Source organism: Mycobacterium sp. D16Q16 (genome assembly GCF_002013745.1).
Taxonomy (GTDB): domain Bacteria; phylum Actinomycetota; class Actinomycetes; order Mycobacteriales; family Mycobacteriaceae; genus Mycobacterium.
This window is the reverse complement of the sequence record NZ_MAEY01000009.1, coordinates 91277-110643: the sequence shown is the minus strand read 5'-3', so window position 1 is coordinate 110643 and position 19367 is coordinate 91277. Positions and strand designations below refer to the sequence as shown.

The 19367-nt window shown below is 63.3% G+C and carries 18 protein-coding genes; 7 read left to right on the top strand and 11 right to left on the bottom strand.

From position 1 onward, the window contains the following. Positions 1-9 precede the first annotated feature (9 nt). Both B4394_RS10935 and car read left to right on the top strand, forming a co-directional pair. The gene (locus B4394_RS10935) at positions 10-1254 is read left to right on the top strand and encodes a glycosyltransferase family 4 protein (RefSeq protein WP_078308878.1); all 1245 of its coding nucleotides are present in this window, start codon (positions 10-12) and stop codon (positions 1252-1254) included. Between the two features lie 91 nt (positions 1255-1345). Continuing rightward, entirely contained in the window at positions 1346-4843 is a 3498-nt protein-coding gene (gene car, locus B4394_RS10930; RefSeq protein ID WP_078315025.1) for a carboxylic acid reductase, read from the top strand. Between the two features lie 37 nt (positions 4844-4880). On the opposite strand, the gene B4394_RS10925 is transcribed toward car, so the two are convergent. From B4394_RS10925 to B4394_RS10915, 3 genes are all read right to left on the bottom strand, one after another. After that, complete coding sequence (locus tag B4394_RS10925) at positions 4881-5801, bottom strand: SMP-30/gluconolactonase/LRE family protein (protein ID WP_078315044.1); 921 nt, start codon at positions 5799-5801, stop codon at positions 4881-4883. 168 nt (positions 5802-5969) lie between these two features. Next, positions 5970-6290: a hypothetical protein gene (locus B4394_RS10920; protein WP_078308876.1), complete on the bottom strand. Its 321-nt coding sequence runs from the start codon at positions 6288-6290 to the stop codon at positions 5970-5972. A gap of 862 nt (positions 6291-7152) precedes the next feature. Then, positions 7153-7764, bottom strand: a complete 612-nt coding sequence (locus B4394_RS10915; RefSeq protein ID WP_078309018.1) for an MspA family porin — start codon at positions 7762-7764, stop codon at positions 7153-7155. Positions 7765-8375: 611 nt separating this feature from the next. On the opposite strand from B4394_RS10915, the gene B4394_RS10910 reads away from it, so the two are divergent. Continuing rightward, positions 8376-9320 carry a LysR family transcriptional regulator gene (locus tag B4394_RS10910; protein ID WP_139360110.1) on the top strand — a complete coding sequence of 315 codons (945 nt, stop codon included), beginning with the start codon at positions 8376-8378 and terminating at the stop codon, positions 9318-9320. 31 nt (positions 9321-9351) lie between these two features. On the opposite strand, the gene B4394_RS10905 is transcribed toward B4394_RS10910, so the two are convergent. Both B4394_RS10905 and B4394_RS10900 read right to left on the bottom strand, forming a co-directional pair. Then, complete coding sequence (locus tag B4394_RS10905; RefSeq protein ID WP_078309017.1) at positions 9352-10188, bottom strand: metal-dependent hydrolase; 837 nt, start codon at positions 10186-10188, stop codon at positions 9352-9354. A 69-nt stretch (positions 10189-10257) separates the two neighbouring features. Beyond that, positions 10258-11094: a metal-dependent hydrolase gene (locus B4394_RS10900; protein WP_078308874.1), complete on the bottom strand. Its 837-nt coding sequence runs from the start codon at positions 11092-11094 to the stop codon at positions 10258-10260. A gap of 130 nt (positions 11095-11224) precedes the next feature. Between B4394_RS10900 and B4394_RS10895 the strand changes: the two genes are divergently transcribed. The 3 genes from B4394_RS10895 to B4394_RS10885 are packed head-to-tail and all read left to right on the top strand — an operon-like array spanning position 11225 to position 12540. Further along, on the top strand, positions 11225-11563 hold the full coding sequence (locus tag B4394_RS10895; protein WP_078308873.1) for an ArsR/SmtB family transcription factor: 339 nt from the start codon (positions 11225-11227) through the stop codon (positions 11561-11563). A 2-nt stretch (positions 11564-11565) separates the two neighbouring features. Beyond that, positions 11566-12060 (top strand): SRPBCC family protein, encoded by a 495-nt coding sequence (locus B4394_RS10890; RefSeq protein WP_078309016.1) that lies wholly within the window; start codon positions 11566-11568, stop codon positions 12058-12060. A 33-nt stretch (positions 12061-12093) separates the two neighbouring features. After that, positions 12094-12540, top strand: coding sequence for a nitroreductase family deazaflavin-dependent oxidoreductase (locus B4394_RS10885; RefSeq protein WP_078308872.1), 447 nt, complete (start codon positions 12094-12096; stop codon positions 12538-12540). Here B4394_RS10885 and B4394_RS10880 read toward each other — a convergent pair. Further along, entirely contained in the window at positions 12524-13273 is a 750-nt protein-coding gene (locus B4394_RS10880; RefSeq protein WP_078308871.1) for an acyltransferase, read from the bottom strand. The genes B4394_RS10885 and B4394_RS10880 overlap by 17 nt on opposite strands. Before the next feature lie 85 nt (positions 13274-13358). On the opposite strand from B4394_RS10880, the gene B4394_RS10875 reads away from it, so the two are divergent. After that, the gene (locus B4394_RS10875) at positions 13359-14651 is read left to right on the top strand and encodes an outer membrane protein assembly factor BamB family protein (RefSeq protein WP_078308870.1); all 1293 of its coding nucleotides are present in this window, start codon (positions 13359-13361) and stop codon (positions 14649-14651) included. Here B4394_RS10875 and B4394_RS10870 read toward each other — a convergent pair. From B4394_RS10870 to B4394_RS10850, 5 genes are read right to left on the bottom strand one after another with little or no spacing between them, the layout of a single operon-like run. Beyond that, positions 14611-15798, bottom strand: a complete 1188-nt coding sequence (locus tag B4394_RS10870; RefSeq protein ID WP_078308869.1) for a THUMP-like domain-containing protein — start codon at positions 15796-15798, stop codon at positions 14611-14613. The genes B4394_RS10875 and B4394_RS10870 overlap by 41 nt on opposite strands. Positions 15799-15816: 18 nt before the next feature. Next, positions 15817-16782, bottom strand: a complete 966-nt coding sequence (locus B4394_RS10865; RefSeq protein WP_078294624.1) for a class I SAM-dependent methyltransferase — start codon at positions 16780-16782, stop codon at positions 15817-15819. Positions 16783-16803: 21 nt separating this feature from the next. Next, a complete protein-coding gene (locus B4394_RS10860) occupies positions 16804-17598 on the bottom strand; it encodes an enoyl-CoA hydratase-related protein (protein WP_078315024.1) in 795 nt (264 codons plus the stop codon). After that, positions 17595-18443, bottom strand: a complete 849-nt coding sequence (locus tag B4394_RS10855; RefSeq protein ID WP_078315023.1) for an NUDIX hydrolase — start codon at positions 18441-18443, stop codon at positions 17595-17597. The genes B4394_RS10860 and B4394_RS10855 overlap by 4 nt, the downstream gene beginning before the upstream one ends. 27 nt (positions 18444-18470) lie before the next feature. Beyond that, on the bottom strand, positions 18471-19313 hold the full coding sequence (locus B4394_RS10850; protein WP_078294632.1) for an ABC transporter ATP-binding protein: 843 nt from the start codon (positions 19311-19313) through the stop codon (positions 18471-18473). Positions 19314-19367 lie beyond the last annotated feature (54 nt).

Here is a 19367-nt window from a genome sequence, read left to right as displayed (position 1 = left end):
GGCTCATCAATGAGAATCCTGATGGTCTCGTGGGAGTACCCACCCGTGGTTATCGGCGGGCTGGGCAGGCACGTGCATCACCTGTCGACCGAACTGGCCGCGGCCGGACACGAGGTGGTGGTGCTCACCCGTCGCCCATCAGGCACAGACCCGGCGAGCCACCCGACGTCCGACGAGATCTCCGAAGGTGTCCGGGTGGTCGCAGCCGCCGAGGATCCACACGATTTCGACTTCGGCACCGACATGATGGCCTGGACGCTGGCCATGGGGCATGCGATGGTGCGCGCCGGACTGGCCTTGGGCTTCAAGGGGTCCGGCGATTGGCGCCCCGACGTGGTCCACGCGCACGACTGGCTGGTGGCCCATCCGGCGATAGCCCTCGCCGAGCACTTCGACGTACCGTTGGTATCGACGCTGCATGCCACCGAGGCCGGCCGGCATGGCGGCTGGGTATCCGGACGGATCAGCCGGCAAGTGCATTCGGTGGAATGGTGGCTGGCCCGCGAATCGGACTCGCTGATCACGTGCTCGGCCTCGATGCTCGACGAGGTAACTCAGCTGTTCGGGCCGGAACTACCGCAGGTTCATGTCATCCGCAACGGAATCGACGTCACCCGTTGGGTTTTCGCTTCCCGTCTACCCTCTGACGGATCCGCGCCGGTGCTGCTTTTCGTCGGACGGCTCGAGTACGAAAAGGGCATCCACGATGCCATCGCGGCGCTGCCCAAGATCCGCCGCTCGCACCCGGGAACGGTGTTGGCGGTCGCGGGCGATGGCACGCAGCAGGATTGGCTCCTCGAACAGGCACGCAAGCACAAGGTCGTCAAGTCCGTTCAGTTCCTGGGCAACCTTGACCACGAGGGTCTGTTGCAATGGCTGCATCGCGCGGACGCCATTTTGTTGCCCAGCCATTACGAGCCGTTCGGCATCGTGGCGCTGGAGGCGGCGGCCGCGGGTACTCCCCTGGTGACCTCGACCGTCGGCGGGCTGGGCGAAGCCGTCATCGACGGAGAGACCGGATTGTCCTTCGCCCCCCGTGATGTGGCAGGCATCGCGGACGCGGTCAAACGCACCCTGGATGACCCGGCCGCTGCCGCAGAGCGGGCCGTGGCGGCACGGGCCCGGCTCACCGCGGACTTCGACTGGGCCACCGTCGCCGACGAGACGGCTCAGGTGTATTTGGCTGCCAAACGCCGCGAACGGGAACCTTTGGGCCGCAGCGTTATCGTCGAGCGTCCGCTGCCGGACCGCTAACCTCCATTCTGCGAGCAGACAACTGGTGCACGCAAAACCCTGAGATACCTGTGCAATACACGTCTGTTCGGCGAAAGAAGGGACTGACACCATGACCGATGCGGCGGCCCTCGCGGCGAAGCTGGTCGAGTCCGATCCCCAGTTCCGGGCGGCCATCCCCGACCCTGAGGTGATGGACTCCTTGCTGGTACCAGGACTGCGGCTGTCGCAGGTACTGCACGCCCTACTGACCGGCTATGCCGACCGGCCGGTCATGGGTTTCCGGTCCCGCGAATCGGTCGTCGACCCCGCCACCGGCCGCACGGTCGATCGGCTGCTCCCCGCCTTCGAGACGATCACCTATGGAGAACTCCGCGAGAACATCTCGGCCATCCTCGCCGAGTGGCAGCACGGCCCCAACGCCATCGGTGCCGACGACTTCGTTGCCACCATCGGCTTCTCCAGCCCCGACTACGTCACCCTCGACCTTGCCACGCTCATGAACGGGTCGGTATCGATTCCACTGCAACACAACGCATCAGTGGCCCAGCTGCGCATGATGTTGGAGGAGACCAGTCCGCGGCTGGTGGCGGCGAGCGCTGACAGCCTCGATCTCGCGGTGCAGGCAGCACTGGGGCTTACGGATCTGCGGCGGGTGGTGGTGTTCGACTACCGGCCCGAGACCGACGATCACCGCGAGAAGCTGGCCGCGGCACGGGACCGCCTACGGGAAGCCGGTATGGAGGTCGTCGTAGAGCCGCTCGCGGAAGTCATCGCGAAGGGACGGCGGCTGCCCGAGCCCGTGTTGTACACGGCCGGCGATGATCAGCGCACGGCGCTGATCATGTACACCTCCGGCAGTACCGGCGCACCCAAGGGCGCGACGTTCACCGAGTGGACGGTGACCCGTTTCTGGTCCTCGGGTGCGGCACCCAACCGGGACACCCCGATCATCAACGTCAACTTCCTGCCGCTCAACCACCTCGCGGGCCGAGTGGGGCTTCTGACCGCCTTCATTCCCGGCGGCACGTGCTACTTCGTTCCGGAGAGCGATCTATCCACACTCTTCGAGGACTGGCAGCTGGCACGCCCCACTCATATGGGCGTGGTGCCGCGAGTGGTCGACATGCTCTTTCAGCATTACCAGACCCGTGTCGACGCACTCATGGCCGAAGGAGCCGATGCAGCGTCTGCCGATCGCACGGCCAAAACCGAACTGCGCGAAGAGGTTCTCGGAGGGCGCGTGGTCGCGGGCATGCTCGCCACGGCGCCGCTGTCCCCCGAGATGAAGACCTTCCTGGAATCCTCCCTCAACTTCCACCTACTCGATCTGTACGGCCTGACCGAGGTAGGCGGGGTGTTCCGGGATGGCAAAATCTCCCGCCCCCCGGTACTCGACTACAAACTCGTCGACGTCCCCGAGTTGGGGTACTACACCACCGATAAGCCCCATCCCCGTGGCGAATTGCTGGTCAAGAGCGCCACCGCGACACCCGGGTACTACAAGCGCCCCGATGTCACCGCCGAGGTGTTCGACGCCGACGGCTATTACCGAACTGGCGACGTCATGGCCGAGATCGCGCCCGACGAGCTGGTGTACGTGGACAGGCGCAACAACGTCATCAAGCTCGCCCAAGGCGAGTTCGTCGCGGTGGCGAACCTGGAGACGGTGTATGTCGGCGCACCGCTGGTTCGCCAGATCTTCGTCTACGGCAACAGCGAACGCGCGTACCTATTGGCGGTCATCGTGCCCACCGAAGAGACACTGCAGCGTTACACCAATTCGCCCATCGACATGAAGAACTCGATCCGGGAGTCGCTACAGCGGACCGCTCGCGCCAACCATCTGCACTCGTACGAACTTCCGGCCGACTTCATCATCGAAACCACCCCGTTCACGATCGAGAGCGGCATGCTCGCGGCCGTGGGTAAACCGATACGCCCCAAGATGATCGAGCACTACGGCGGTCGGCTTGAACAGCTATATGCCGACCTCGCCGAGGCCCGCGTCCAAGAGCTACGGCAGCTGCGCGATACCGCACAGCAGCGACCGATCATCGAGACCGTCACCGAGGCCGCCCAGGCACTGCTCGGCATGTCCTCGGACGCGGTGCGTCCCGACCACCATTTCATCGATCTCGGCGGAGACTCGCTGTCGGCGTTGACCTTTTCCAACCTGCTGCGCGATTTGTTCGACGTCGACGTGCCGGTCGGTGTGATCACCGGTCCCGCAGCTGATCTGCGCAAGCTCGCCGCCTATATCGAGACCGCCCGCGAGAGCAATGTGGCCACCGCGGCCAGTGTGCACGGACCGGACGCGGCCGTCATCAACGCGGATGAGCTCACTCTCGACAAATTCATCGACGCCGAGACGCTCGGCAATGCCTCCACACTTCCCGCCCCCTCCAGCGCCGTGCACACGGTTCTCCTCACCGGGGCCAACGGGTATCTCGGCAGATTCCTGTGCCTGGAGTGGCTGCAGCGGTTGGCACAGTCCGATGGACAACTGATCTGTCTGGTTCGTGGCGACGACAACGAGGACGCCCTCGCCCGTCTTGAGGCTGCATACGGCGACACCGATCAGACACTGCTCGACGAATTCCGCGCGCTGGCTCGGCGACATCTGCGGGTAGTCGCCGCCGATATCGCCCAGCCCCGCCTCGGGGTAGATGACGTGACCTGGGAGCAATTGGCTCGCGACGTCGACAAGATCGTCCATCCCGCCGCACTGGTGAACCACGTGCTCCCCTACAGCCAGCTGTTCGGCCCCAATGTCTTTGGCACGGCAGAGGTTATCCGCTTGGCGCTGACGACGCGAATGAAGCCGGTGACCTACCTGTCAACGATGGCAGTCGCCATGGCGGTGCCCAATTTCGACGAGGACGGCGATATCCGCACGGTGAGCCCGACTCGCCATATCGGCGCGGGTTACGCCAACGGTTATGCCAATAGCAAGTGGGCCGGCGAGGTGCTCCTGCGGGAGGCGCACGATCTATGCGGCCTGCCGGCCAGCGTCTTCCGCTCCGACATGATCCTCACCCACCGTCTGTACAGCGGTCAGCTCAACGTCACCGATGCCTTTACCCGCATGCTGCTGAGCCTCGTCCTCACCGGAATCGCACCGCGCAGCTTCTACCAAGGCGGCTCCGACGGAGACCGTCCGCGAGCGCATTACGAAGGGCTGCCGGTGGATTTCGTCACCGAGGCGATCACCACCCTGGGGCTGGCCAACTCCGAGGGATTCCGCTCGTACGACGTCATGAACCCGCACGACGACGGCATATCCGTAGACACCTTCGTCGACTGGCTTATCGAAGACGGTCACACCATCGACATCATCGACGACTATGACGAATGGCTGTCCCGCTTCGAGACGGCGCTACGGGGCCTGCCGGACGAACTGCGGCGCAGCTCGGTGCTTCCCCTCCTGGACGCCTATCGCGCGCCGGGCCACCCGCGGCGCGGCGCCGATACCCCTACCGACATGTTCCGGAAGGCAGTGCAGGACTACAAGATCGGCACCGACGGCGACACCGCCGACATTCCACATATCGACCGCGCGCTCATCTCCAAGTACATATCGGATCTACGCGCGCACGGGTTGCTGTAAACGCGTCCGCGCGAAGATCAGCTGAACGCCGAGCGCTTCAGATTCCGACGATTCCGGTAAAGTTCCCGTCAACCTTGGCCAACGTCCGCTCGCCACTACCGTCGAGGTTGACTGCACGAATCTCGCCTGCCATATCGCTGACGTAGGCGATCCCGGCTTCCTTGTCCACCGCCAGACCGATCGCTTCCCCGAAGCCGGAGGCGAGGACCGTGACGTCGCCGCCTGACTGTCTCTGGGCGGGGATCTGGGCGCGGTTCAACGTATTTCCCAACGGGGGAGCTCCACGGTCGGTCCAGTAGATCACTCCGCCGTCAAGGTCCAGTTCGATGTCAATCGGCTCGGGCAGCCCGGCCCACAGCACCTCGATATCACGATTCTCCGGGGTCTGTCCGTCGGGAATCTCCAAGGAAGTCCGGAAAATTCGGCCATCTCCGCCCTTGGAAGGGCCCTTCTGCGTCCAGTACAGAAACCCGTTGCGCTCGTCAACCGTCAGTCCGACGCACTGATTGCGAACAGTATGTCGGTCCTGTTCGGCCGCCGCGACAACCACCTCGTCGCGCAGGCCGCTGCCGTCCAGCTGCACACTGCGGATGGCGGCTCCTTCACGATCGGACCAATACAGGCGCCCGAGTGACCATGCGGCCGAAAGCTGTTTTCCGGTAACGAAACTTCCCGGCGGAAGGAGGTAGGAACGCCCACCGCCGTCGATTGCGGCCCATTCGATGGAGCCGTTTTTGCCGTAGAAGTCGAGGTTCTCCTCGGTCGGGGACTCACCGGAGTCGGTGAGTGTGGGCACGCCCATGTTCGTCCAGTAAATGTTCTCCCGAGCGGGATCGACCACTATGCCATCGGGCAGTTCGTTAAGTCCGGTAACCAGTTCCGTGAATCCTTCGCCCGACACGGAGAACTTCAGAACGGCTCTCTTGATCTGGTTCAGCGCCAACAGGTATCGAAACATCTTGTTCCCCTTAGCAAGTTGTGCCCATTCCCATTGTTCACCACACAAGATGCATCCGGCGATGGTCGCCGAAGACTGCATCCAGTTAGCTTCCGGAGCACAATTCCCACAGAGCTAGCCAGATCATCCGGCGCTCCGGCGCATCGTGATGAAGAGCCACCAACCACATCAGATATAACAGCTGTTCAAGATCAGAGCGTAGGCCTTGGACCAAGAATCCAGAAGCTGCGCCAGACGAGCCGCCCATTCCGCGGTGGCCGGCTTCGTGAGGTCCTGACTGCGGCGTTCGGTGTACAGCGTGCTCATCGCGATCACCGTGTTTTTGAACATTTCAAACTTGTTCTTCTCGCGAGCATTCTCAAGGTTCGCACTAGCGCTCACCGCCAAGCTGACGATGCTATTGAACAACCGAAGGTCGCTCTCGACAACCAGTTCCCCTGATTCCTTCGTTGGAAAAGGATCCGAGACGGGAGCGATCCTGATCGCCAATGCGTCGATTCTCCCGGACGCGGACCGAATGATCTGGCAATCCTGCAGCGAGGCTGGGTCATCGGGTCGAGTGTCAGCTGCTGCCGGTGGCGCACCAGAATCATCAACTGGCGCCGGTGATACAGGCGCAGGTAGCTGCCCCGGAGCATCTTCGGCACGCGGCGTTGCCGAGCCTCCCGGAGGAGACAGTCCGGGACTAGGGTCCGGTAGCGGATCGATCGGTGGATCAGCCAACCAGCCAGACACGTCGCGGAGGGATGGAGACGACGCTTTGGCCACGTTGCCTCCAATCCCTACCTGAACACCACCTAAGGCAAGCGAAACCACACACACCGCCATGCAACGGACGGTGTGGGCCAATATCTGACTCAATCGGCCTACGTGCTGCATATTAGTTGCCCGGGAGCTTTAGCGGCGGTGCCTGAATGTGATTCGCGGGGAAGTCGGGGACAGGAAGACCTGTCATGTATCCCGGAAGGATTGCATTCGTCCCCGGACGATATCCGCTTGACCCCGTGCTGATTTCGCTAGCCAGCGGACCCAAACCACCGGGCACGTACCCCGGCACGATGCCGGGCTGCGGCGAGCTAACACCCGGAGCCTGTCCCCCCGCATATGGGCTCATCTCGCCATAAATCGCCGCCCCAGGCGCGCCGGAATTGTACGGATTGAGATAAGGATTGGGCGCTGGCCCCGGTGCAGGCGCTGGTATCGGGTCCGCGTGAGCGAGCGCCGAACCAACCCCTAATCCAACCAAGCTCACCGACATAACCACGAACGCCGACCTCACTACTAGCTTGTGCATAGTGCTCCTAATCGCTTTACAGGAATTGAACTTCTGGCGACCAAAGTCTTGCCCACACTAGATCTGAATGGGCTCGCCGTAAGTTGCCAACGAGGAGTGCGTGAAATCGGTCGTGATGCTCAGCAGCGTGAAAGACCGAACGGTAACCGGGCCTCCGCATGCGTCGATCTTGATATGCATGTTCCGCACCCGCAACCGCGCCTCACTGCCTCTGAGAGCCATGCTGTCCATCGGAATGGCGACAATTCCGCCGGGCCGCAATGTGAACTGCAACCCTCCATTGACGCCTGCGCCCGCGCCCACTGCGCCGAAGCCCGCACCAAACGGCCCTGGCCCACCGAAGACCCCGCCGACTCCACCGCCCACGCCAGCACCTACACTCCCACCCAAAGTGATGCCCTGACTTAGATCGATCTGGCATCCCATCTGGTAACCGATGGTGAGCGATGCTGAGGTCACGGGGTTGCGTCCCTGACCGTTAATCTTTCCAACACCCGTGAACTGCACGAATGCTTCCCTCGAAAATGCCGTCGCAGCCAGATTCGGAACTGGGTTAACTTCCTCATCGAGTGTGCTTACTTCTATGCCCCAACCATCTTCGGTCCGATCAAGCAAATTCGAATCAGGCAGACCCTGCGCATTCGCTGTCACAGCGCTCGTGGCGAGCATCGCCAACACAGCGAAGAGACCCGAGACCGCCCGAATAGACCTGTGAGCCGACCTCCGTCGCCGAGTTGAATTCTTTAGCGGATTCATCGTCACCTTTCCGAAATTCTCGACTGGAAAACTCTTCACAAAACCGAAATAGACGGCAACTCAAAATGAGAATATGGCCGTTGCCCCCCTTGAAGCATCTACAACATGTTTGAAGCGCGCAGTACCACCGTCTTGCACCTCGCGGTTCATCCATCAGGCAACTGGCGAGGACGGTATATAGCGAAGACATCGGCCGCAAACTACTAGCGTGTGACAAGGATCATAGGAACTCGATTCATGATTACTCCGAGACAGCCAATAAGTCGAATTTGTGCAGGTCATCGATCTTTTAGCTGATCGCCACACAGCAACGTCCGCGAAAAAATGGCCATTGCTTTTTGAGTAATGACTGTTACTTAGCAAACAATATTTCATACGAGTCAGCTCGATACCGCCAAGCAGTCGCCGGATCACGCCCGACACTCCAATATTGGGGTACGTGATCAATCGATTCGCGCCCTCATCGATACCTGCGGCCAGAGCCCGCGAAATTGTTCATCCCTTACTTAGATATAATCGGGAACGTGGATGTAAGAGGCCTCGAGATACACGACTTGCGCTGCTTCGTCGCAGTGGCGGCGAGGCTAAACTTCACTCGTGCTGCGGCCGACCTTCATATGTCCGTTCCTCCGCTTAGCCGGCGGATCCGCGCCATGGAAGGGACACTCAAAACAACGCTATTTATTCGCGATACGCGCCGGGTGGTTCTCACTCCCTCAGGCGTCAACCTGCTCCCGCTCGCCAAGAAGATACTCCACCAATTCGATGCCTTGCCGGATGTTGTGTCACATGATCTCGCCTGTAGCCGTCCAACAATTAGGTACGGCGTACCGCCCTGGCTCCACCCAGAACTGTCCTCCAGGCTCGAGCGCCTGGAGGAGATCTACGCCGAGCGGCTGACGCTGATCAGGCGGCGGCGAAGGAGCCAGGAAGCCATCGGTGCGATAGTGAGGAAAGACTTGGTGTTCGGCTTCGCGCGGTCAGCACCAACTAACACCACATTGAGCAGCGTCGTTGTTCGGCAAGAGAGCGTAGGGGCAGTGCTGTCGAGGGCGGACTACGGTGCGCGTACATCAATCTCCCTCGCAGAACTCATCAAGCTCGACTACGTCACCGATCGCCGTGACAGCGACACCGAATACCGACGACAGGTAGATGGACTACTAGGGGCCACAAGCCTTCTCAAGCGATTACGACACAACCCCACCGACCATTCTTCAGCCGCTGAAGCCATCAGCACAGGCGGAGCATTCGCGATAGCACCCATCTCAGAAGGCGCCAGAGAGACCTCTGACCTCTACCACTCTGCAGAGACCGTGTGCCTGCCTATAGACGATCTCGACTTCGTCCTGCCAACCTGTCTGGTGTGGAGCACGGAGCTGGCTCAGAACGACAGAAGTTCGCGGGACGTCATCAACACGGCTGTACGTTTATGTCAGGGGGGCACCCCCCGTCTTGGTTCGGCGTAGCCCGGCTCGCTCAGACCTGACGAACTGAGAATCAGTGCACGTGGTCGGCGATCTGCCCCTGCTCACCGAACAACACGGCATTCCACTTCGCGATGAGTTCGGTGTTGTCCACGTCATCGGGGTGAAAGTCTTTGCGGCTGTACGACGCTAGTCGCCGAAATACCTCGCGCGAGAAGAAGGGCGAACGGAACAATCGGATGGCACTGCGAAGGAAGATCCTGGGGTCGTAGAAGTCCGGGTCTCGAAGTAACGAGATGAACGACGCGCACGCAGCGAGCGTGAAGAACCCAAATGTGGTGAACCACATGACAAATACCCGCATGCGGTGGGTACCACCGACGGCCTGGTAGACATCGAAGGCCACCGTGCGATGCTCAGATTCCTCCAGCGCGTGCCACAGCAGCATGGATCGAACCTCGCCCTGCCCCAACATCTGTTGGGCGCGTTCATCGGTCAGGAGCGTCTCAGCCAGAATCGCGGTGTAATGCTCCAGCGCCGCGGTCATCGCAAGGCAGTACTTCGCCGAGGAGTAGCGCGTGCGCGTTTCCAGTCCCCTGCGAGTCGCCCGATCGATGAAGGCGGTCGGATAACCCATTTCCTGCAGGCGCTCGTTGAGCTCACGATGCTCACGGCTGTGCGTCGCCTCCTGTCCGATGAACCCGGCCACCTGCTTCTTGAGCTCCGGATCGGTGATCTGGTCGGCGACCGCCCGCACCGAGCGGATCATGAACGCCTCACCCTCGGGGAAAGCCCCCGAGAGCACCGAGACCACGTGACTCATCCCTAAGTCGTCCTGCACATAGTGGCGCCGCATGGAACCGGCCGGATAACGGAACTTGATCCGCCTGGTCTTGATTTCCCGTTCCATGATCACCTCACCCCGCCGCCGGTCTCCCCACCAGTATCACCAGCGTACCGACGCACAGGGGGCCGGGCCCTAATGCAGGTGTCCGGCCAGCTGCCCGTTCTCCCCGAAAAGCTCGGTATGCCATTTCTCGATGAGTTCGGTGTTGTCGGAATCGTTGGGGTGGAATCCCGGACGGTTGTACTCACCGATGCGGCGGCGCACCTCGCGGCTCAGGAACGGCAAGTGCCGCAATGCCGCAAGGCTTTTCACCAGCCGGACGGGGTTGTATGCGGCCTTGTCACGCAGCAGCGAGATCACCGTCTCAAAGAATGTGGTGTAGATGAAAGCGATGGTGGTACGCCGCATCACCCAGATACGCAGCCGCTCACTACCGCCGACCGCGCGGTAGACGTCGAAGGTGACGCAGCGGTGCTCGGCTTCTTCGAAGGCATGCCAGAGCAGCATGGAACGCACCTCACCCTCGCCGAGCATGTCGAGGGCGCGTTGGTCGGTCAGCAGCGTCTCCGCGAGTACCGCGGTGTAATGCTCCAACGCGGCCGTGACGGCCAACGTATAGATCGGCGGGTAGTTCCGGGTCTGGAAGTTGAATATCCGGCGAGCCAGCCGCTCGACGAACGCCGTGGGATATCCCATCTCCTGCAGGCGCTCGTTGAGCTCACGATGCTCGCGCCCGTGAGTCATCTCCTGGCCGATGAACCCGGCCACTTGCTTCTTGAGTTCGGGATCGGTGATCTGGTCCGAGTAGCGCCGGACCGACCGGATGAAGAACTCCTCACCCTCTGGAAATACCGCCGACAGCATCGCCATCATGTGACTCGATACCAGGTCACCCTGCACAAAATGACGGTCCAGCGAACCCGGATGGTAGCGAAACTTAATACGGCGGGTCTTGATAGGCCTGTCCATACTCAGCTTCCCACTACCCCGCACTGACTGATTTCTGTCGGCATCGCCAACGCGCTCAGGGTACCGCAGTTCACCGAGATTCCGATGACCTAGGCCTTGACATATACCTATATCGGTATATGTTTCCTCCATGGCTCGCACCCCCACGACCGCTGACGCGTTCAACGCGATCGCCGAAGCTGGCCGGCGTGACCTTCTGGGCGCCATCGGCACCGGCGAGGTCACCGTGAACGAACTGGTGACGCGGACCCGGATGGGCCAGCCGCAGGTGTCCAAGCATCTGGGCGTGCTCCGCGCCGTGGATCTGGTGCGGGTGCGCTCACATGGGCGGCAACGTTTCTATCGCGTCAACGGTGCGGCCCTGCGGCCCGTCCATGACTGGGTGGCCGCGTTCGAACGCACCTGGAACCAGCGCCTCGACCGACTCGACGATCTACTCACCGAACTCAAGAAAGAGGAAATGGAATGACGATTAGCAATCGCTACGGCAGCGCCACCGTCGAACTTCCCTCGGACACCACAATTCTCATTACCCGATCGTTCGACGCACCGGCCGCGTTGATCTTTCGCACACTCACCGAACCCGAGCTTGTCAAGCGCTGGTGGGGATTCGAGACCGCACGATGGCAGATCTGCGACATCGATCTGCGGGTCGGTGGCACGTGGCGGTACGTGGTCAGCCAACCGTGTGAGTCCGAGCCGGACATGGAGGTCGCCTTCCATGGCGAGTACCGCGAGATCGACGCGCCGCATCGACTGGTCAGCACTGAGGTATTCGAAGGTGTGCCCGACGGCGAGGCGCTCGTCTCGACCACCCTGGATGAGGCCGATGGCGTCACGACCATGCGGGTCCTGGTGCAGCACAGCTCCAAGGAACATCGCGACGGACACATCAACTCCGGCATGGAAGGCGGCATGCAGGTCAGTTACAACCGCATCGAAGACCTGCTGCGCGACCTGCGCTGAAATAGGGCGCCCCGCGGCTGTGTTGCAGCGACGGTGAGCAACCACTTCACCTCCGAGTACATCGCCACCAATCCGCAGTGGGTCGATGAGCAGATAGAGATCTACGAAGCCAGCGGCGGAGCCGAAGGCACCACATTCGACGGGATCCCCGTCGTGGTGCTGTACACCATCGGCGCGAAATCGGGACAGATCCGCAAGGCCCCGCTCATGCGCGTCGAGCACGAGGGCGTGTACCTGGCGGTCGGCTCTATCGGCGGTGCGCCGAAGAATCCCGCCTGGGTCGCGAACCTGCGGGCCAACGCCGTGATCGACCTGCGCGACGGAGAAAACGTGCAGTCAGTGCGCGCTGACGAGATCACCGACGAGGCCGAGCGTGCCGCATGGTGGGAACGTGCCGTGGCGGCCTTCCCTCCCTACGCGGAGTACACGAAGCGCACCACGCGGGTCTTTCCGCTGTTCACCCTCACTCCGGTGAGCTAGCGGCCGCCTTCTTGCGTTCGATATCGGCCAGCGCCTCGGCTAGTTGCGCACGCTGCGCGGCCGAGGCGTCCCAGGCCACCTTGCGGTTCTTGACGACCCTGGCCGGCGCCCCGACGGCGATCGAATAATCCGGGATCACACCCTTGACTACGGCGTGGGCGCCGAGCACGCAGCCACGGCCGACAATCGTGTCCCGAAGGACGGTCACCTTGGTGGCGATCCAGGTGTCGGGCCCGATGCGCACCGGGGATTTAGCGATGCCCTGGTCCTTGATCGGGTAGGTGATGTCTTCCATGCGGTGGTCGAAATCGCACACGTAGCACCAGTCGGCCATCAGGGCGGAGTCACCGAACTCGATGTCGATGTACGCGTTGACGACGTTGTCCTTACCGAACACCACTTTGTCGCCCAGACGTAGGGACCCCTCATGGGCACGCAACGAGTTTCCGTCACCGATGTGCACCCATCGGCCGATCTCCATCCGGGCCAGCTCGGGTGTGCAGTGGATTTCGACGTTCTTGCCGAGGAACAGCATGCCGCGCGTGACGATGTGGGGGTTGGAGAGCTTGAACTTGAGCAGGCGCCAGTACCGCACCAGGTACCACGGCGTGTACGCCTTGTTCGCGATCACCCATCGCAAGGAGGCCTTGGTCAGGAATTTGGCCTGTGCCGGGTCGCGTAGGCGCTGTCCGCGCCACCGCTTGTGCAGGGGAGCGCCCCACATCGTCGTCATGGCCGCACAGCCTACGGGACGCGGCAGGACGCGCACGCTACCCTGCGATGGGCCGGACCGCCCCCTATGGAAGGAGTGCCTCACCGTGCTTTCCCGGGCACGAGTACTCGCGAGCATTGCTTTCGCGACGCTCCTCACCGTCACCGGATGTTCCGGCGATGATTCCTGGATCAACATCAAGGCGGCGCCCGGCTGGTCCGCCACCTATGCCGACGCGCATAACAGCAGCTACACGCCCACCGAAGGCGCTCGTGAGCTGACCCTGGAGTGGAGCCGGAACACCAAGGGCCAGATACGCAGTGCCGCAGCGATCGGTATCGACAACTTCATCGCCGTGAGCGCCGACACCCCATCTGGTTGCACGCTCATGGAGTGGGAGAACAACAAGGCCGCCCGCCAGCGCTGGTGCACCCGGATGGTTACCGGAAGCCCATGGTCCGGACCGCTCTCCGACGGCTACAACAACATTTACATGGGTCAGCCCGGCGCCGTGGTGTCGTTCCCGCCCACCCAGTGGATTCGGTGGCGCAAGCCCGTCATCGGCGCACCGACCACACCTAAGATCGTCGAGCCGGGACGGCTTCTCGTCGTCACGCACCTCGGTCAGATACTGATTTTCGACGCCCAGCGTGGCGAGGTTGTCGGTACCCCAATGGATCTGCTCGAAGGGGTCGACCCCGCCGATCCACGGCGCGGCCTGGGTGATTGCGAGGCGGCAAGGCCCCAATGCCCGGTATCCGCGTCCCCCGCCTACGACCCGGAGACCGGCACGATTGTCACCACGCTGTGGCAGCCGGGCAAGCCGGTACCGGTGTTGCTGGGAATCACCTACGACGCCGACGGCAAGATCACTCTGAAACACAAGTGGGCCAACAAGATCATCGATGAAGGCGTCATCGGATCCCCCGTGATGTCCCAGGATGGCGAGACGGTCTACATCAACGACCGCAAGGGTTCGCTGCACGCGATGCACACGTTCGACGGCAGCCAGAAATGGTCGGTGCCCTTGGGATTCAACGCGACGACGCCGCCCTCGGTAGCACCGGACGGGACCATCATCGCCGGAACCGGCGACAAGGCCACCCTGGTGGGCATCAAGGACGCCGGCGGCAATGGTGAAATCGCCTGGCGTCGCGATGATCTCACTCCACTCTCGACATCAAGCCAGGCCGCCGGAAACGTGGGCTACGCCGTTGTCAAGGACGGGGACAAAGGCCTGGCCCTGGTGGTGTTCAACACACCGGACGGAGCGACCATCAACCGCTATGCGTTGCCCGATGCCACCGGCTTTCCGGTCGGCATCTCGATCGGACCGGATCAGCGGGTGATCGTCACACTCAGCGAGGGCTTGGTGTACGGGTTCCGCCCGGGGACCTAGCCTCACAAACGAATACTGTTGCACTACTGCCTATCCGGGTTATTACGACCGATAGCGCCGCGCCGCCCCGCAACTTCAGCCTGGTGCGCAGCACTGCCGGGTCGAGATCGACTCCGCGCACGGTGATCTCCACGGACCCGCAATCGCGGGCGGCGAGCGCCTGGCGCAGCCGCTTCTCGCTGTACGACAGCGAATCGAGCACCCGATAGCCCTGTACACCGGCGGGTACGGAATCCCCCGATAGATAGGCGATACGGGGATCCAACTGCCACAGCCCATGTCGCACGGCGTATTGCCGCACCAGACCTGCGCGCACGACCGCGCCGTCGGGGTCGATGATCCACTCCCCCGCGTCGGCGACCACGCAGTCATCGGGGTCGCCATCGGTCAGCTGATATCCGTCGCCGCACGTGGTGAGTACGGTGGCGCGCCTGCGCGCCCGAGCCAACCCCGCCGACCACAGACATGCCTCGCGGACGCCCCCGTCGAGCGAAACAACCTCGACCTCGCCGGCAAACCCGGTCTGTTCCCGCAGATCGGTGAAGTCCAGTCCCGGAGCGCATTTGACGACCAGATCGCGATCGGCGTATGTCCGCAGCACCACGTCCAGGGGTGGTGAATAGGCCGACGGATCGAATCGTCGGCGCCCTCCGGATCGGCGCCCCGGATCGGCAATCACCACCTCGGCGCGGCTAGACGGTGCCAGCGCATCCGCTCGACACACCAGAACCTGTTTGCCAATGTTGTGGCGCGCCATTGCCGTTCGTACCGGATCGAGATCGCTGCCGATGACCGTGGCGGCGACGCCGTCAAGAGCGGCGAGCTCGGTCCCCACCGAGCAGGTGACATCGTGGACCACCCGCCCGGCCAGTCGCCCGGCCCGGTGTCGCGCCACCGCCGCGGGCGTCGCCTGCTGCAGCGCGTCGTCGGTGAAGAGCCAGTCCTTCACATCGCCCAGCTTGGCTACCGCCTTACGGCGCAACTGCACGGTCTGCGCCAGGACCGCGGCGCGGTCGCCGAATTCGGCGCGCAGGGCCGCCGTATCGGCCACCAGGGTGCCCGCCGTGAACGTGTACGCGGACGCAGACGCCAGGTCCGCACTGCCCGCCTCCGACGACAGATATGCGACGTCGGGAAGCTCGAACACCGGCGGGTTTTCGCGTGATTACGAGGGCTTGAGCCCGGTAATCATCACGTTGTAGTACCAGCCCTTCGGCACCACGTGACGCCACACGTTCTCGTCCACCCAGCTGAGCGCCTTCCAACCGCCGAACGCGAACTTCGCCCAGCCCCAGCCCAACTTGCCGGGCGGCACCGTCGACTCGAAGGTGCGCACCGGCCACCCCAGCATGGCCGCGGTGAATTCCTCACTCGCGGTCCGGACCGCGACGGCGCCGGCATTGCCGGCCATCTTCTCCAGATCTGCCGGATCAAAGGTGTGCAGGTCAACGACCCATTCCAGGGCCGCGGCGCGAGAATTCTCGTCGAGCTCCTCCTGCGGACGCCGCCAGCTCTCCAGTCCGGGCAGCTTCATCGCCTGGACCGTCGCCTTCCACGTCAGATTCGCGAGCGCGCGAGCGTACAGATTCCCGACTGTGGTGGGCTCGCCGGCGAAGATGAACCGTCCACCCGGCTTGAGCACCCGCAGCACCTCGCGCAGCGACAGCTCGACATCGGGAATGTGGTGCAGCACGGCATGGCCGACCACCAAATCGAAGGTGTTGTCGTCGTACGGAATCCGCTCGGCATCGGCAACCCGGCCGTCGACGTCCAGGCCCAGCTCCTTGCCGGTACGCGTGGCGACCTTGACCATGCCCGGCGACAGATCGGTGACCGAACCACGGCGCGCGACGCCCGACTGCATCAGATTCAGCAGGAAGAAACCGGTGCCACAGCCCAGCTCCAGGGCGCGGTCATAGGGCAGCTCACGCTGGTCCTCGACAGGCACGATGGCATCGAACCGGCCGCGCGCGTAGTCGATGCAGCGCTGGTCGTACGAGATGGACCACTTCTCGTCGTAGGTCTCCGCTTCCCAGTCGTGATACAGGATCTGGGCGAGTTTGTTGTCCTCAAAAGCGGCAGCGACCTGCTCCGCAGTGGCCTTGGTCGTCGGCTCGGAAATCTCCGTCATGGCCGTCAGCCTAACGCCTGGTTAGGCTCCCCTGAACCGGGCCGTCCCCGGGCCGATCTCCAGCTGAGCGGCCACCCCGTCCGCACGATCCTGTGTCGCGAACACCTGGCAAAACAGCTCGCGTTCCCTGTCCAGTCCCCCGGCCAGCGGACTGTCGAAACCGTGATCGATTGCCTGCTTGGCGGCGGCGAGAGCCAGGGGCGGTCCGTCGACGAAGCGCCGGGCCCAGACAGCGGCCTCGGTGTACACGTCATCAGGCGCCACCATCTGATCCAGGAGCCCCATCCGCAGGGCCTCCTTGGCGTCGACCAAGCGGCCGCTGAACACCATTTCCTTGGCCCGGCTCAAGCCCACCACGCGCGCCAACCGCACTGTCCCGCCACCGCCCGGGATCATGCCCGCCAAAATCTCCGGCGAACCCACCTTGACGTTGTCCCCCGCGATCCGCCAATCGGCTGCCAGCGCCAGCTCCAGGCCGCTACCCAACGCGTATCCCGTGATCGCGGCGATCGTGGGTTTGGTCAGCTCTGCCACCGCGGTCAACGCGGCCTGCCGGTCGCCGGCGCTGCGCGACATCTCGTCAGGGGTCAACTCCGATAGCTCGGCTAAATCATCACCAGTGCAAAAAACTTCATGTCCGCCGTAGACGATGACAACGCGGATGTCAGTGCGCGCGTTTGCCGCGGTAGCAGCTTGGGCGAGTTCGCGATACATCTGGCGGGTCAGGGCGTTGGTGGGTGGACGCGACAGCGCGATGGTGCCAATGCCGGGATACTCGGGCGCGGTACGTACCGAGACGAATTCGGGTTCGGTCATGCCAGCTCCGGCCCGGTTGACTCGGGGATCTCCACGGCCCCCTGCCGGGCGGCCTCGTAGCGGTCCACATCGTCGAACTGGACGAACCATCGGCCGTCCTGCTCCGTCAAGATCGGCATGATCGGAGCGATGTGTCGCGCCGACGCCAGCACCTCCGAGACCGTCGCACCGGACGAGGACACGGCGTCAAGCTGCGACCAGGTGGGCGGAAGCAGAAAGCTGCGTCGCTCGGTAAAAGCCGATATCGCGGCGTCGGGGGTCTGCCAACCCGAGGCGACGGCCTCGGTGTTGTCTCCGTCGGCGTCCTGCCCCGACGGCAATGCCGCGACGAAGAAGAAGGTGTCGTAGCGACGCGGCTCTGCCTCGGGGGTGATCCAGTTGGCCCACGGCCGCAGCAGGTCAGCCCGCAGAAAAAGCCCCTCACGCTGCAGGAACTCGCCGAAGGACAGCGTCTTGTCGGAGAGGTCGCGGCGGGCCTGACGGTAAGCGGCCGCGTCTCGCACGATCTCGGCCTCCGAGGTGCCCGCGAACAGCACCCCACACTCCTCGAAGGTCTCGCGGGCGGCGGCACACACCAATGCCGACGCCAGCTCGGGCGACACACCGAACCGCTGCGCCCACCAGTCGACATCCGGGCCCACCCACGGCAGGTCGGCACGCAGGTCGCGGGAGTCCACTCCACCGCCCGGGAACACGGTCATCCCACCGGCAAAGGCCATGGCGTTATCGCGGCGCATCAGAAACGCCTCGACGCCGATTACACCGTCGCGAATGAGCACGACGGTGGCCGCGGGTTTCGGCTGCGCTGGATTGTTCGGGGCTGGATCGTTGGGGGTCGGTGTCATCGAGGAGGGCTCCTTAAACTTTGCGCGCTAATGCGCCCGGTGGGCTGCCCGGGCCCGGGCACGTCGCGCGAAGTAGCGCCCGTCGATCATCTCAACCACGATCGACTGACCGAACGCGCGGGACAGGTTCTCGCTGGTCATCACATCCGCCAGCAGGCCCTGAGCGACAACCTCGCCCTCGGACAGCAACAACGCATGGCTGAAACCAGGCGGGATCTCCTCCACATGGTGGGTCACCAAAACCATCGCGGGCGCATCCGGGTCGGCGGCAAGCTCACCCAGCCGCGCCACGAGTTCCTCACGCCCGCCCAGATCCAGCCCGGCGGCCGGCTCGTCGAGGAGCAGCAGCTCGGGATCGGTCATCAATGCACGCGCGATGAGCACTCGTTTGCGCTCGCCCTCGGACAGCGTCCCGTAGGTGCGTTCGGCCAGATGCTCGGCGCCGAGGGTCTCGAGCATGTCCACCGCACGAGCGGTGTCGATCTCCTCGTACTCCTCGCGCCACCGCCCCAGCACCGCGTATCCGGCCGAGACCACCAGGTCACGGACCACTTCGTTATCCGGTATCCGCTGCGCGAGCGCGGCCGAGCTCAAACCGATCCGCGCTTTGAGTTCCGTGACGTCGACACGCCCCAGCCGCTCACCCAGGATGGCCGCGTGACCTGATGTGGGGTGCTCCATGGCAGCCGCGATCCGCAGCAACGATGTCTTGCCGGCTCCGTTGGGACCGACAACCACCCACCGCTCGTCCAGCTCGACCGACCAGGTGACCGGGCCTACCAACACCTTGCGATTGCGCCGCAAGAGGACATCGCGGAAATCGAGCAGAAGGTCCGGATCAATTTCGGCCACGGGGCCATCGTGCCGCATCGAGCCCGGCGAGCGGCGAGCGGGAGCCATCTCGCGAGCCGTCCCGACCATGCG